The 14,741-nt window shown below is 72.8% G+C and carries 14 protein-coding genes; 6 read left to right on the top strand and 8 right to left on the bottom strand.

All coding sequences use genetic code 11. The features are described from left to right. Positions 1-41 precede the first annotated feature (41 nt). Positions 42-839: a hypothetical protein gene (locus tag ACH34T_RS16300; RefSeq protein WP_395992956.1), complete on the top strand. Its 798-nt coding sequence runs from the start codon at positions 42-44 to the stop codon at positions 837-839. Between the two features lie 66 nt (positions 840-905). On the opposite strand, the gene ACH34T_RS16305 is transcribed toward ACH34T_RS16300, so the two are convergent. From ACH34T_RS16305 to ACH34T_RS16325, 5 genes are all read right to left on the bottom strand, one after another. Next, a complete protein-coding gene (locus ACH34T_RS16305; RefSeq protein ID WP_395992957.1) occupies positions 906-1,805 on the bottom strand; it encodes a hypothetical protein in 900 nt (299 codons plus the stop codon). A 299-nt stretch (positions 1,806-2,104) separates the two neighbouring features. Further along, positions 2,105-3,430 carry a type VII secretion integral membrane protein EccD gene (gene eccD, locus ACH34T_RS16310; RefSeq protein WP_395992958.1) on the bottom strand — a complete coding sequence of 442 codons (1,326 nt, stop codon included), beginning with the start codon at positions 3,428-3,430 and terminating at the stop codon, positions 2,105-2,107. 33 nt (positions 3,431-3,463) lie between these two features. Next, positions 3,464-4,450: a TNT domain-containing protein gene (locus ACH34T_RS16315; protein ID WP_395992959.1), complete on the bottom strand. Its 987-nt coding sequence runs from the start codon at positions 4,448-4,450 to the stop codon at positions 3,464-3,466. Between the two features lie 204 nt (positions 4,451-4,654). Continuing rightward, positions 4,655-4,957 carry a pore-forming ESAT-6 family protein gene (locus ACH34T_RS16320; protein ID WP_395992960.1) on the bottom strand — a complete coding sequence of 101 codons (303 nt, stop codon included), beginning with the start codon at positions 4,955-4,957 and terminating at the stop codon, positions 4,655-4,657. Positions 4,958-4,991: 34 nt separating this feature from the next. Continuing rightward, positions 4,992-5,327, bottom strand: coding sequence for a hypothetical protein (locus ACH34T_RS16325; RefSeq protein WP_395992961.1), 336 nt, complete (start codon positions 5,325-5,327; stop codon positions 4,992-4,994). 274 nt (positions 5,328-5,601) lie between these two features. Between ACH34T_RS16325 and ACH34T_RS16330 the strand changes: the two genes are divergently transcribed. Genes ACH34T_RS16330 through ACH34T_RS16345 form a run of 4 tightly spaced genes read left to right on the top strand, consistent with a single transcriptional unit; the run spans position 5,602 to position 9,404 of the window. Beyond that, complete coding sequence (locus tag ACH34T_RS16330; protein WP_395992962.1) at positions 5,602-5,922, top strand: hypothetical protein; 321 nt, start codon at positions 5,602-5,604, stop codon at positions 5,920-5,922. Beyond that, the gene (locus ACH34T_RS16335) at positions 5,919-6,269 is read left to right on the top strand and encodes a DUF6507 family protein (RefSeq protein ID WP_395992963.1); all 351 of its coding nucleotides are present in this window, start codon (positions 5,919-5,921) and stop codon (positions 6,267-6,269) included. The genes ACH34T_RS16330 and ACH34T_RS16335 overlap by 4 nt, the downstream gene beginning before the upstream one ends. A gap of 10 nt (positions 6,270-6,279) precedes the next feature. Next, on the top strand, positions 6,280-8,370 hold the full coding sequence (locus tag ACH34T_RS16340) for a hypothetical protein (protein ID WP_395992964.1): 2,091 nt from the start codon (positions 6,280-6,282) through the stop codon (positions 8,368-8,370). Between the two features lie 53 nt (positions 8,371-8,423). After that, positions 8,424-9,404, top strand: coding sequence for a hypothetical protein (locus tag ACH34T_RS16345; RefSeq protein WP_395992965.1), 981 nt, complete (start codon positions 8,424-8,426; stop codon positions 9,402-9,404). Between the two features lie 31 nt (positions 9,405-9,435). On the opposite strand, the gene ACH34T_RS16350 is transcribed toward ACH34T_RS16345, so the two are convergent. After that, positions 9,436-11,223 (bottom strand): NAD+ synthase, encoded by a 1,788-nt coding sequence (locus ACH34T_RS16350; protein ID WP_395992966.1) that lies wholly within the window; start codon positions 11,221-11,223, stop codon positions 9,436-9,438. A 32-nt stretch (positions 11,224-11,255) separates the two neighbouring features. Next, positions 11,256-12,518 (bottom strand): MDR family MFS transporter, encoded by a 1,263-nt coding sequence (locus tag ACH34T_RS16355; RefSeq protein WP_395992967.1) that lies wholly within the window; start codon positions 12,516-12,518, stop codon positions 11,256-11,258. A 55-nt stretch (positions 12,519-12,573) separates the two neighbouring features. On the opposite strand from ACH34T_RS16355, the gene ACH34T_RS16360 reads away from it, so the two are divergent. Further along, complete coding sequence (locus ACH34T_RS16360) at positions 12,574-13,542, top strand: ArsR/SmtB family transcription factor (protein ID WP_395992968.1); 969 nt, start codon at positions 12,574-12,576, stop codon at positions 13,540-13,542. Positions 13,543-13,734: 192 nt separating this feature from the next. On the opposite strand, the gene ACH34T_RS16365 is transcribed toward ACH34T_RS16360, so the two are convergent. Then, on the bottom strand, positions 13,735-14,733 hold the full coding sequence (locus tag ACH34T_RS16365; RefSeq protein WP_395992969.1) for a terpene synthase family protein: 999 nt from the start codon (positions 14,731-14,733) through the stop codon (positions 13,735-13,737). Positions 14,734-14,741: the final 8 nt, after the last annotated feature.

Below are 14,741 nucleotides of genomic sequence, written 5' to 3' on the forward strand. Positions count from 1 at the left end.
GTCGGCGCCATGGGAGCCGGACCGCTCCGCGGGAGGAATCGATGGACATGCCGATCATCGAGGTGTCGGGCCGCGTGCACGCCCTCATCGAGGATCTGCTGCCCGCCGTGTTCCCCGGCGCGACCTTCGACGCCCCCACCGCCCGGGTGATCTTCCCCGTGGGCCGGTACCGGCGCGGCGTCTCCACCTGGGTGGCCCTCGAACGGTGCGCCCGGCAGCCGGCCGGACGGTGGCCGCGGCTCGTCGAGGACTGGATCCGCGAGGCTGGCGACCTCGTCGTGCTGTCCGTCGCCGACATCGAGCTGCTCGGGGACGTGCGGGAGCTGCTGCGGCTGCGCATCGTGCCCAAGCTCTCCGACGCCGAGCGCGGGCCCCTGATGGCGGTCCCGGCCGGGCCGTTCTTCGACGGCGTGATCGTCATCGACCACCCCGAGTACGGCGGCCCGCTGACCAGGGTGCGCGCGAACCTGCTCGGGCTGCGCCGGCTCGGCTACGTCGTGTCCCGGACGCACGAGGAGGTGGCGGACGTGGACGTCCGCGACCAGCCCCTCACCCTGCGGGAGTCCGTGCGGGTGGTCAGCAAGCCCGGGTCCCGGTACGTGCCGGTGCTGTTCACCGAGATCGCACGGTTCGTCCCCGAGGCGGGTGCCGCGGGGGCGCTGTTCTCGGTGCCCACGCACAGCACGATGCTGCTCCACTCGCTGCCTCCGTCCGGACGGGATGCGCTCTCCGCGTTCGCCGACGTCACCGAGGAGATGCACGCGTCGTCCGAGGACCCGTGCGCGCCCACCACGTTCCTGTGGCGGCGCGACGCCCCCATGGAGCGCCTGCGCCCCTGACCCGCGCGCCCGTGCGCCTGATCGGCGTGGCTGCGTTCATGACCGGTGCGGTCGCCTTCATGGTCGTCATGCGGTGAGCGCCCGGCGCAGCGCCTCGGCGGCGATCACGATGGCGGTGACACGGGTCGCGTACGCCAGCCGTCCGGTGTCGAGCACCGATCCGGTGGCGAGGTGCCGGTCGAACCGCAGCTTGACGGAGCCGACCCCGGCCTCGGCGAGGATCTCCCCGGCCTTCCGCACGTCCGCGAGCCGGGTCAGGTGCGGGCTCTGCACCGCGAACACCACCAGGGTTCGGGTGACCAGGTCCTGGAAGCCGGACGCGTTCATCCAGTCCAGCGCGCGGCCGACGCTGGCCGCCCCGTCCACGGTCGCGGGGGTGACCAGCACCTGCGCGTGCGCCGCCGACAGCACCGCGCGGTGCAGGTCCGTGCTGATGCCGGCGCCGCAGTCGGTCACGGCGATCCCGAAGAACCGGCTCAGCGGGACGCCGACCGCGCGGTAGACGCCGCCGTCCATGTCGCCGCCGATCGTCCCGCGGTGGCCGGGCAGCGCCCACAGGCTCTCGCCGAGCCGGGTCAGCCGCGGCTCGACGTCCTCGAACGGCGCGGCGCCGAGGTCGAGCCCGGCCAGCTCGGACGGCGTGTTCCGGGGCCGGGCCCCGAGACGCAGGGCCAGCGAGCCGAGCTCCGGGTCGACGTCCAGCGCCAGCACCCGGTCCTGCCGGTACCGCGCGAACGCCGACGCGACGAGCGCCGCCACCGTGCTCTTGCCCGCCCCGCCGCGGAGCCCAGTCACAGCGATCCGCCGTCCGGTCGTCACCGGATGCTGGATCCACGCGCCGTGCTCGGCCAGCGCCTGCACATCGTCGGCCGGACGGAACGGCCGCACCGCGCCGCGCCCGACCCTGCGCGCCAGCGAATCGCCGTGCACCGGGCCCCGCACCAGATCCTCCGGCGCCACCGGCATGTGCCTCTGCTGCGGCTGTGCGGGAGGCGGCGATCCCGCCGATCCCTGCTGCGGCTGCGTGGCCGGCGGTGTTCCCTGGGGGCCGGGCTGTGGCTGCGCGGGTGACCAGGGCGGGAGCGGCTCCGGACGGGTGGGCGGCGATCGTGGCGGGGTCACCCGCGGCGGCGGGGGAGCGGCGGGGCGCGGCTGTTCCGCGGCCGCCCCGAACGACGGCGGCCGCGCGGGCGGCGGCTCGGCCCGGCCTTGCGGTGCGGGCTCCTCGTCCGGCCTGCCCCCGTCGAGGTCAGCCAAGCGTCCTCTCAAAAGGTATCGAGCAGTCGTGCGAAGGTGCCGAAGACCCCGATCGCGACCGGAATGATCGCGATCACGGCCAGCGCCTCGATCCGGTTCATGATCCGCCGCAGCCGGGCCCGGGTGTGCTCGGCCGGCTCGGCCGCGAGCACCACGACCGCGGCGGCCAGGCCGGCGAGCAGCATACCGAGCGCGGGCGCGACGCCCCAGGACACGTGCCCGGCCCACCGCACCGCCAGCCCGATGACGATCGCGACCGCCGCGGCGAGCAGCGCGGCCTTCTCCAGGACGAGCGGGAAGACGCGGGCGCGCCCGGCCACCGCGAGCGCCAGCAGCGCGGCCAGCGCGGCGGTCCAGCCGCCGAAGTCGGCGGCGGCGCCGAGCCCGGCGACGGCGGCGGCCACCGCGACCGCCACCGTGGCGATCACCATGGTGCGGTGCGCCCGGTCGAGGGCCGCCATCAGGTCGGCCCGCGGCACCGCGCTCCCGGCGCTGCGCCGGTCGTCCAGGGAGGTCAGGCCCGACAGGGACAGCGCCGCCCGCAGCAGCACGCTGAGCAGCACCACGCAGGCGAGCGCGAGCACCGCCCCCGTACGGGCGGAGCCAAGCCCGGACGCCGCGCACGCCGTGCCGGTCGCGGCGAGCGCGGCCGCCGAACCGCCGCCGATCAGCGCGCCGCGTCCCAGCCGGGAACTCAGCCCGAGCAGCATGATCAGCCCGGCGAGCAGCAGCGCGCCGCCGCCCCAGCGGCTCCAGCCGGGCCAGTCGTGGGCGGACGCGGCCCACCACAGCGCGGGCACGCCCGCGGCGCCGCCGCCCAGGGACAGCGCGAACCCGGCGGGCTCGCGCCCCGTCATGCCGAGCACGGTGCCGCTCACCAGGAGGAACGCCGCCAGTCCGGCGGTCGCGGCGGCGGCGGTCCCGGCGCTCGCCCCGGCCCGGATCACCAGCCCGGCGCCGACCGACAGGGCGACCAGCGCGCAGGTCGCGGTCCACCGCGCCGCGGCGGGGCTCCAGCTCAGCAGCCGCAGGTCGAGCGAGTCGCCGACCACCTCGGGCACCTCGTGCACGACCGGCGCGGGCACCGGCTCGTCGGACCGGACGAGCCGCAGGACGGCGCCGTCCGGCACCCGCCGGTCGGCCAGGCTCGCGCCCGGGTCCAGCACCTCGCCGGTGGACGTGACCAGATGCCGCAGCCGCGGCGGGCTCTGCACCTCGTCGCCCAGCAGTTCCAGCACGTCCGGCATGAGGGCGCCGAGCGGCTCCTGCGCCGGCAGCACCATGTCGACCGTCCGCGCCTCGCTCACCAGGGTGACGCGGCTCCACACGCTCATGAACGCCCTTCCGTCCTGGCCCTCACCGGGGGATCATCGGGGGATCACCGTGCCCGAGACCCGCTCAAGGTAACCGTCGCGGAGCAGCAGCCGGACGGTCGGCAGCACCGGCGGCCGCGGGAACAGGCCCGGCTCGACGGTGAACCGCACGCCACCGCCCGGCCACCTTCCGAGGGGCGGCGAGATGGACGCCGCCATCTTGAACTGCCGGCGGACCCGGTAGCGGTGGTATCCCTCCGGCACGCCCGGACCGGTGCCGGCGCGCGCCGACTCCGGCAGGCCGCGGGCCCCGAACCCGAGGCCGAACGGGCCGAGCACCGATCCGCTCTCCTGCCCGAACCGGTCGAGCAGCGTCCCCTGGGGCAGGGTGAACGTCGTCGACGCGCCGCCCGCCGAGGTGATCTCCGCCTGCGCCCGCGCGTTCAGGGCCGCGCCGTCCTCCGCCGCCTTCCGCTCGGCCGCCGCGTCGAGCCGGTGCGGCGGCGACTCGGGCAGGATCAGCTCCCCGTACAGCCACCGGCACGCCTCGTCCTCGGTGGGGAACTCGGCCGCGATGCGCGCCTGCCGGAACTCCACCACCCCGCCGGTGAACTCGTCCTTGCCCTTGGCGATGACGTAGTAGCCGGACACCGTGCCAGGGGCCGGACGCGGCTCGCCGGGCAGGACGTACAGGCTCCCCGCCACGCCCGCCTTGGTCAGCGCCTCGCGCAACTGGCGGAAAGTGACCTGCGCTCCCACCCACTCGGCCGGGACCGGCGCGGCCCCTCCACCGGCGGGCTGCTGCTCCTGCGCGGCCTTCTCGCGCTCCTGCTTCTGGAACATCGACTGCAGATACGACCAGCCGACGGTGCCCGCGCACAGGACGGCCGCCACGCACAGCCCAGCGACGATCTTGCCGACGTGCTCGTCGAAGGTGCGGCGGGTGCGCTGCGGCCCGAACAGCAGCGCGTCCCGGAGCCGGCGGCGGCGCACCATCACCGACTCCAGCAGCTGGGTGTCGTAGTCGCGCGCCAACACCACCTCCCACTCCGGCGCCCCTAGGCGTGTCCTGTGAAATCAGATGCGTCCTGTGAAACGTGCCATCCGCACGACGGTGTCCATCACGGGACGCGGGAGGGACGCTGATCTCGGGCGTTCCCTCCCGCGCCGGACCGGCGGCCGACCGCGGAACGGCCGGCGGCCGGTCAGATCGCCTGCCCGCCGGTCAGATCGCCCGCCTGCCGGTCAGATCGACTGCACCGCCGCGCTCGCCTTGCCGAGCGTCGTGTGCGCGATCTCGTCGTTCTTCTCCAGCGTGGCCTTCACCAGCCGGATGATCTCGCGGGTCTCGTTGGCCGCGCTGTGCCACTTCATCTCTTTGGCGTGGTACTCGTCCGACACCCCGCTGGCCTCCCAGTCGGCCATCGCGGCCTTGACGTCGGTGTCGCGGGTGCCGATCAGCGCCTCAAGCCGGGACACGATCGCCTGGATGTTGGCCTGGGCCTCGCCCGAGGCACCGGTGTCGTAGCTGCGCCGTCCGTCCGTCACCGTGCTGTCCTCTCGTCTGTGGCTCGGCCGCGTCTCAGGCGGTACGGAACTTCGCGCCGTCGAAGTTGGCGGCGCCCATCGCGCGGCTTCCCTCGTCGGCCATCTCCTGGTCGCCGCCGGCGAACGCGCGCTCCATGCCGAGCTGGCCGGTGTTGACGCGGTCCAGCCCGCCCTTCAGATCAGCGCAGATCTGGTCGGAGCGCGCCTTGAAGTTGTCGAAGGCCGCCTTGCCCGCGCCGTTGAACTTGCCGGACAGCGGTTCGGCCGCCGCGATCAGCTGACGCACCAGGCTCGCCAGTTCCTCACCCGAGGTTCCGGTCTGTTTTGCCAGGTGGATCAGCGTGTTCTGTCCTTGGTCCCATCGCCCCATCGTTACCTCGCTAGCCAGAGGTCGTCGCGCACATTCTCTGTTTCGCCGATTCCTGGTCCGACAATAGTTCTCCGCCGTCCGTCCTGCCACCGCATAGTGGCGCGCGGCCAATCGGAATACAGTCCGCCCAAGGTAGTGGGACGCCTCCGGCGGCCCGCAGGTTCCGGGAAAGGACGACCGATTGCGGAACCCTCCGGATCGGGGAAAGCGACTGGACACGGGGACGCGGAACCGATCATGATGGAACGGCGATGCCGCCGCATGTGGTGGAGCCATGAAATTTGAGCTTGTCCAATTCCCCGCTGCCGACGTCACCGAAATGGCCGCTGAACAGGCAGAGGACGAGGACGTCCAGCGAGCGCGGCCGGACGGCGACCCGGACGGCGACCCGGTCGCGGCCATCGAAGCCGCCGCCGCGCGCCTGACCGCGGACGCGCGCTCCGAGGGGGAACGGATCGGCGCCTCACTGGCCGAGCTCGCGGCCGTCGTGCACGGGTCGGCATTGCGGGGCCAGGAAGCCAGGCCGCCGGGCCAGGGGGCCAGGCCGCTGGGCAACTTCCGGTCCGACCGATTCTCGAAGGGGGATGCCCGTTGACGAACTACGACATCAAGGCATCGGGTGTGGGTTCCGTGGTCTCCAAGATCGGCGCCCAGCTCGCGGGCGAGGGCGGCGACGGCGGGGGCCTGGTCAAGCAACTGGAGAACTTCGGCACCCATGTCGGGCAGGCCGGAACGGCGGCGGCGAGCATGCCCGTCGGCACCGCGCTGAAGGAGTACGTGGAGTACACCACCCCCGGGCTGAAAGGCATGGTGACGAAGGGCGGCGCCTGCATCACCGGCGCGGTCAACGCCACGAAGGCCTTTATCAACGGCGACATGGAAATGCTCGCGGAGGCGCAGCGCGCCGCGGTGACCGCGCCCGCTCCCAAGATCGGGAAGTGAGTCCCGCACGATGAGCGGTGTGATCGACCCGAACGCGATCCCGATTCCGAAAGCCGACCCCGACGCCGTCGAGGACGCCGGACGCGCGCTCAAGAACGACGGCACCGCGATCGCCCAGACCGGCGACGACATCCATTCCGCCTGGCAGGGCCTGGACGCCTTCTACACCGCGCCCCATGAACAACAACTGTTCGCGGCCACCGCCCCCATCGCCACCGCGGGCCACGCCTTCAAGAGCGACGTCACCACGGTCGGCGACGCCCTCGTGGCGTTCGCGGGGGAGATCCGTCCGCTCATCGGCCGGTTGCAGGGCCTGAAGGGCCACGCGCAGCAGTTCCGCTCCAAGATCGCCGGTGACGGCGACTGGCGCAAGGACGAGGACAAGGTCAACGAGCACAACCAGCTCAACGACGACGTCCTCGCCGCGCTCGCGCAGTACCAGGAGGCCGAGCGCGACTGCGCCAACAAGATCACCGGCGTCTTCGGCGGCACGCGCTTCATCCCCGGCGACGGCGACCCCAAGGCCGGCGAGAAGGGCTACGGCCTGGGCGACGTCCCGGAGGGCATCGAGACCCCCTGGGCCAAGCCGCAGGAGTACGACGCGCCCTGGTACGAGGACGCCTGGAACGGCGTCAAGGACTTCGGCATGGGGCTCGTCAAGGACATCGCCGACCTGGCCGGGCTGCACGGCGAGAACGGCTGGGTCTGGGAGGGCGACTCCCATTTCTGGAGCAACCTCGGCAACAACTGGAAGGGCGTCCTGGAGGACACCGCCGGACTCGTCGGCCTGCACGGTGAGAACGGCTGGGTCTGGGAGGAGGACTCCCATTTCTGGAGCAACCTCGGCAACAACTGGAAAGAGGTCGCGCACGCCTTCGTCCCGTGGCGCGAGTGGGGCGACCGTCCCGGCTACGTCATCACCAACTCCGTCCTCAACATCGCCACCCTCCGCGGGGTCACCAAACTCCTCAAACGCGGCAAGGGCGACGGCGATGGTGGCGGCGACGGCGACGGCGACGGCCAGAGCGGCGACCGCGACGGCGACGGCCGCCTCGACAACGACGAGGTCGGCCTCAACCAGAACCCCACCACCCAGGACCTCCAGAACCAGCTGAACGACATGGACGTCGACACCGGGGACCTCCAGAACTCCCTCGACGACATGGACGACCTCCAGGACGCCCCGGAACGCGAACCCGCCCACGTAGGCGGCAACGACCAGGACGGCCAGGACGGCGACGGAGCGGATCGCCCCACCGGTTCGCAGGGGGACGATGGCCCGGGTGCCGACGCCGGAACCAAGCAGGAGGGTGACGCGCCAGGCGGGCCGGACGCGGACGATCCGAATCCGGGCGACCCGCCGAACGACCCGCCCAGCGGTGGCGATCCCGGCGGCCCGCCGAACGATCCCCCGGACACGACCGAGCAGGGCACCGGCGGCGGCGACCCGCGCGACATCCCGCCCGAGCATTTCGGCGACACCGACCCGAAAGAGCCGGGCCCGCTCGGCGACAAGTTCAGGCCCGGCGTCCACGACCCGCCCGACCCCAACCCCGACAACGAGTTCAACGCCAAGGAGCGGGAGACCGCGAACCAGCGTGCGGACGAGGGCAAGCTCGTCACGCGTCTGCCGGTCCATCCACGGAACCATGACGGGTTCAATTCGATGGACGCGCTCGAACGGTCCGGCCCGGACGACCCCGGTACCCCGACCGAGTACAAGGACGTCGGCAGGAACACCCGGAGCGCCGTGGACAAAGCCCTGAAAATGGGTTTTGAGAAGTTCGACGAGCAACCGGACGGAACGCATCTTCACGGCGACATCGTCATTGACGGCCGCCGCGGCGACCTCGGGATCGATCACGTCCTCAACGCGCTCAAGGCTCGCATGGGCCGTATGCTCGCCAACGGTGACGAGCGGCTGCAGTACCTTGGCCGTATCGAGACGTACCTGGGCGATGGCACGAAGGTCATCTACGAGGACGGACGCATCACCCACATCGACGGCCAGGGAGAGCACCTCCTCGGCCGCTGGGACCCCGAGGCCGGGCGTTTCGTCTCGCCGGACGACGACGGCCCCGGTGATCCAGTCGGAGCCTGAACTGCCGGCCGGAGACCGGCCCGAACGGTCTGAACGGCCCAAGGAGCTGACACGTGAGCAGCACGGTTGAGGTTTACCTCGCCTATTCGGGTGGCATGCCCGCACTGGCGCAACGAATTGGCGTTCTGCTGGGTGTGTCCGGGTACTTCGGAACAGCACAGGGCTACACCTACACGATCAATTCCACGCCGGGACTCGGGGAATCCGGATTCGCCACTCTGCGGCTGTCGGACACCGATTGGATCGAGGACGATTCAGGCACGAGCACGGCGTTCGAGGCGTACGGGTACCAGCTGTCCACGGAGGTGCGCAACGTCCATCACCTTTCGCGTGGAGAGGTGCAGGAGCGGCTCGGGCGTGATTTCTTCGACCGGTTGACGGGACTGGGACGTCCGCTGGCCCTCGGCGATGGGATGGACATCTTCGCCGACTTTCTGCCAGGGCGTGGAGTGCGGGATTTTCCGCCGGGCACGTCATGGGACGAGGACGGCAAAGAGCTGTGGTTCGAACCGGCCCTGCACGATGCGGATGCGAAGGCCGCGCCAGCGCAGGAGGCGCAGGAGCGGACGGTGCCCGCACGCGGTTCGGTCGTGGTGTTCGAGCAGAACGGCTTGTTGCAGTTCGTGCCGCATGCGGCGGGGGGCGGGGACGGCCTGGAGGCGGTGGCTCCGGTCGCCTCGGCCCGCCGGGACGCGGGTCCTGACCTGCTGGGGCGGACGTTGGCGGAGGTGCTCGACCGCTCGGCGCAGGCGGACGTCGTGGTGGACGCCAATCCATGGGAGTGGGTGACGGGGACGTCCCGGATGGATGCCGACGAGTACGCGCGGGCGGCGGTGTCGGTCGGCTTCGATCTGGAGGGCGAGTCGTTCGCGGCGGTCCCCCGGGGGACGTACACCGGGCCGGCCGCAGGGGTGGCGCAGGGGCCGGTGCTTGAGCCGTTGATGGTGCGGGAGTCGCGGCCGTGGGACGACCGGGCGATGGGGGAACTGGTCCTGCGCCTGATCGACCGGCTCCGCGAACACGCCCACTCCTGAGATCGCCAACGAAAGCTTCGACGACCCCGGGTCAGCGTTCGCGCCAGCGGTTGGTGATGGGGAGGCGGCGGTCGCGGCCGAAGTTCTTCGGGGTGATCTTGGGGCCGGGCGGGTACTGGCGGCGCTTGTACTCGGCGAGGTCGACCAGGCGGATGACGCGGTCGACGAGCGCGGCGTCGTGGCCGGCGGCGACGAGGGCGTCGCGGCCCATGTCGCGTTCGACGTAGTCGGTGAGGACGGGGTCGAGGACGGAGTAGTCCGGGAGGCTGTCGACGTCGCGCTGGCCGGGGCGCAGCTCGGCCGACGGCTCCTTGACGAGGATCGCCTCCGGGACGGGCTCCTCCGCGAAGGGGTGCAGGAACGGCGTGCTCTTCCCGGCCTGCGCGTTGCGCCAGCGGGCGAGGTCCCAGACGGTGAGCTTGAAGACGTCCTTGATGGGGCCGAAACCGCCGGCGGAGTCGCCGTAGAGGGTGGAGTACCCGGTGGCGAGCTCGCTCTTGTTGCCGCCGGTCAGGACGAGGTGGCCGTGCTCGTTCGACAGGGCCATCCAGATGTTCGCGCGGATCCGGGCCTGGAGGTTCTCCTCGGCGACGCCGTGCAGATCGAGCTGCGCCTCGAACGCCTCCACCATGCTGCCGATGGGAACCGTGCGCGCGTTGACGCCCTGCCGTTTGACGAGCTCCTCCGCGTCCACCACCGAGCCCTCGGACGAGTAGCGGCTCGGCAGCAGCACGACGTGGACGTTCTCCGGCCCGATGGCGTCGGACGCGATCGTCGCGACGAGCGCCGAGTCGATGCCGCCCGACAGGCCGAGGACGACCGACCGGAACCCGTTCTTGCGGACGTAGTCGCGCGTGCCGAGGACGAGCGCCGCGTACACCTCGGCGAGGTCGTCCAGCGGCTCGGCGACGGTCTGCGGCTCGACCGGGTAGGCGGGCAGCGGGCCGGCGGACAGGACGTGCCGGTCGATGGTGATCGTGGTGCCGTCCAGCGCGTCCACGGGGGTGCCGTCGGCGGGTTCGGCGGACGGGGCGGCGGCGGGCAGCGCGAGGTCGGCGACGAGGAGGTGCTCGTCGAACTGCGGCGCGCGGGCGAGCGGCGTCCCGTCGGCCCCGACGATGACGGAGTCGCCGTCGAAGACCAGCTCGTCCTGGCCGCCGACCAGGTTGACGTAGGCGAGGGCGCAGCCGGCCTCGCGCGCGCGCCGGGCGCACAGGTCGAGGCGGGTGTCGTCCTTGTCGCGCTCGTAGGGGGAGGCGTTGATGGAGAGGAGCAGACCGGCGCCCGCGGCGGCCGCGACGCTGACCGGGCCGCCGTCCTGCCAGAGGTCCTCGCAGATGGCGGTGGCGACGTCGACGCCGTGCACGCGGACGACGGGCAGCCGGTCGCCGCGCACGAAGATCCGGTACTCGTCGAACACGCCGTAGTTGGGGAGGTGGTGCTTGGCCGAGCGGACCAGCACCTCGCCGCCGTGCAGCCACGCGGCGGCGTCCAGCGGCGCGCCGGCGGGCTGCCCCGGCCGGACGAGCCCGACCGTCCGCCGGTCGAGGTAGCCGACGACGACGGGCAGGTCGCCGAGCCCCTCGGCGGCGAGCCGCCGGGCGAGGCGTTCGAGGGCCGCCTGGGACGCCTCGACGAAGGACGCGCGGAGCGCGAGGTCCTCCACCGGGTATCCGGTCAGCATCATCTCGGGGAAGGCGACCAGGTGCGCGCCCGCGTCGGCGGCGCGCCCAGCCCATTCCACGACTGTGCCGGAGTTGCCGTCGAGGTCGCCGACGGTCGAGTTCACCTGCGCGAGCGCGATCCTGAGCTGTGCCACCCACCAAGGATAAATCGTCCGAACCGGTTTCGTCACTCTGACGAGAAGGCGGCCTTGAGCGCGGCGTCGTGGCGGCGCCGGATCGCGGGGGCGAGCGCGACCAGCGCGGCCGCGGCGGCGAACGTGAGGCCCATGCAGGTCAGCCACAGCGCGGGGCCTCCGCCCAGGGCGAGCAGCTGCGTCCCGCCGAGCGGCGCGAGGAGGAAGCCGGCGGACCACGCCATCGCGTAGAGGCCGCCGTACCGTCCCCGCAGATCGGCGGGGGCGAGGTCGGCGACGACGGCCTGCAGCACGGTCGCCGCGATGATCTCCCCGAGCGTCCACACCAGGATCGTCGCGGTGTAGGTGAGGGTGGACGACGCCAGCGACGTGAGCCCGTACCCGATCCCGACGATGACGCAGCCAGCCGCCATCACCAGGCTGTGGTCCCGCCGCGCGAGCCACGCGTTGACCAGCGGCTGGACGGTGATGATCACCACCCCGTTGGCGCCGATCGCGATCCCGTAGTCGCCGGGGCCGAGACCGTCCTCCTTCATCGCCAGCGGCATCGTCGTCATGCCCTGCATGAGGACGAAGACGTACATGACGCTGATCAGCACGTAGCCGACCATCACCCGGTCGCGCAGCGCCGCGCCGAACCCCTTGATCGCGCCCGGGCCGCCGTGGCCGCGGGCGCGGGTCTCCGGGATCGCCCGCCACACCAGCAGCCCGAACCCGGCGCAGGTGATCGCGTCGATCCAGAACAGCCAGAGGAAGCCCTGCTGCGCTAGCGCCCCGCCGAGCACCATCGCGACCGCCCAGCCCAGGTTGATCGCCCAGAACAGCAGCCCGAACGCGCGCGGGCGGTCGTGCGGGGGAATGATGTCGGCGACCATCGCCTGCGCGGCGGGCCGGTGCATGTCCAGCAGCATGCCGACCAGCAGCGCCGCCGCGACGATCGCGACGATCCCGTGCGCGTAGCCGAGCGCCAGCAGGCCGACCCCGCTGCCGACGGTCGCGAGCGTCAGCGTGGCGCGCCGCCCGATCCGGTCGGCGAGCGCGCCGCCGGTGAGCGTCCCGCAGAGCGATCCCGCCCCGAGGGTCGCCATCACCAGGCCCGCCTCGCCGAGCGACAGGCCGCGGACGGTCGTCAGATACAGGCCCAGAAAAGGCTGGACCATCGTGCCGAGCCGGTTGAGGAGCGTTCCCGTCCACAGCGCCCAGAACGCGCGGGGGAGACCGCCGACCCGGGGGGCGAAGAAGGCGGCGAACCTGCCGGGGACGGGGTCGACAGGAGTGTCGTCCAGAGTCGTCACTTTCACGATGGTGACGGCTCCGCGCTCCGCCCGATAATCCTTTAGCCTGGGCTAAATGATCGAGTTCGTGTTCGCGCCGGACGACGTGGCGCGGGTGCGGTTCGCGTTCTCGCCGATGTGGGAGATGGTGCGCAGCCTGCGGGTGCTCGCCGACCCGTCCGGCCACGCGCTGCACCTGCCGTGGGTGCACGCCGTCCGGCCCCGGCTGCGCGGGCTCGGCATGGGGCCGCTGCGCGACGTCGTCCCGCCCGGCGGGTACATCCCCGACTTCCTCACCCCGCCGCCCGCCACCCCGCTGCCCGACCTGGCCGCCGAGCTGGAGATCGTCCGGGCCACGCCGCCCGAGGTCGTCGCCGCCGAGCTGCGCTTCACCGAGCGCGGCAGCCGCCCGACGCCCGCCCGCCAGGCGCTGGCCGCCGACCCGGAACGCACCCTCGAAACACTGGCCGACCTGCTCGGACGCTACTGGACCGCGGCCGTGGAACCGTTCTGGCCGCGCATCCGCGACCTCCTGGAAGGGGACGTGCTGCGGCGCGCGGGCGCGCTCACCGCCGCGGGCGCCGCCGGCGTGTTCGGCGACCTGCACGAGGCCGTCTCCTGGCGCTCAGGGTCGCTGTGCGTCGACCGCCGCTGGACATTCCGCGGCGGGCTCGCCGGACGCGGGCTGCTGCTCGTCCCGAGCGTGTTCGTCTGGCCCGAGGTGTCGGTGATGGTGCCGCCCTACCAGGCCATGCTCAGCTACCCGCCGAACGGCGTCGCGACCCTCTGGGAGACGGAACGCCCGGCCCGGGGCCGCGAGGACCCGCTCGCCGCGCTCATCGGCCGCCGCCGCGCCGAGCTGCTCGCCGCGCTCGCGACGCCCGCGTCGACGACGGAGCTGGCCCGGCGGATGGACGTGACGCCCGGCGCGGTCAGCCAGCACCTCGGCGTCCTGCGCGCGTGCGGCCTCGTCACCGGGCACCGCCTCGGCCGCCGCGTCCTCTACGTCCGCACCCCCGCCGGCGACGCCCTCGCCCAATCTTGAGCGGCACCCATCTCGGCCATCACCGCAACCACGCAACGACGTGGGCCGTCGCGATCGCGACCGAAGGCAGTTTCGAGCCTGCGAGGAACTGATCGCGCAGCGAGCCGCCAGGCGAGCCGGAGCGATGCAGCGATCGCACCGCATTCCCCGACGATGGAGGCCCTCCAGGGCCGAAGGAGGAGGGGGATGCAATCAACGCAGTGACGCTAGGGCGTCCAGGCGCAGCGGTGCGGGGCTTTCGCCGGGCGGCTCGTAGCGGCCGGACTCGGCGAGCCAGTCCACGTGGGCGCGCGGCGTGTCCAGCAGGACCTTGACGACCTGCGCGCAGGCGGCGCGCTGCGCGACGGTGAGCTCCAGCCGGTCGAGCATCTCGGGGAGCCTGCGCGCGGCCGTCAAGGCGTCCTCGAGCCGCTCGGCGATCTTGTGCGCGACGAGGTCGGCGGCCCGCGCCGCGTCCAGGCCGTGCGCCTCGGTGAGGACGGCCGGCAGGTCGTGGACGTCGCCGCGCGCCGACTCCAGATCGTGCGACGCCACGTCGTTCGACCACGCCACCACGTCGGCGACGCTGTTCACGAGCGTCTTCCACCGCGGCGTCCGCAGCAGCCGGGCCGGGAGCTCGACGCCGAGGACGGGCTCGACCAGGTCGTACAGGAACGGTCCACACGCGCGGCGGCGCAGCGGCGCGAACTGCGCCTCGGTCGGGACGTGCCTGATCCGGCGGTTGACCGACTCCTCCGCGCAGCCGTCCCTGTGCGCCTCGAGCTGCAGCATGAACCGGCGGCGCCACTCGCGGCTCATGCCCTTGGACGTGGCCTGCCACAGCTCCACCAGCGCGGCCTCCAGCGGCCTGGCGCCCGGACGGGCGTGGCCGCGCCGCATCGCGCGCAGCAGGTCGTCGTACATCGCGTGGACCGCGCTGCCGCTGTCGGCGAGCGGCGGGTGGTCCATCGTGTCGTCCAGCGCGAGCGTCCAGGTCAGCCAGCGGGCGAACAGGTCGACCGCGGCGAGGTCGGCGGCCGGGAACACGCGGGCGGCGAGCCGCTCGCAGCGCGCCCGGCCGAGCGGCGAGGTGTCCGGATCTCCGAGCACCAGCCCGCGGCCGCGCGCCCAGGTCTCCACCTGCGCGCCCAGCCGCCACGACTCAGGATGCATCGCCGACGGGGCCGCCAGCGCGGTCACCCGGTCGGTCATCGAGAGAA

Origin of the sequence: Actinomadura sp. 9N215, from assembly GCF_044326345.1 — a bacterium.
Classification (GTDB): domain Bacteria; phylum Actinomycetota; class Actinomycetes; order Streptosporangiales; family Streptosporangiaceae; genus Spirillospora.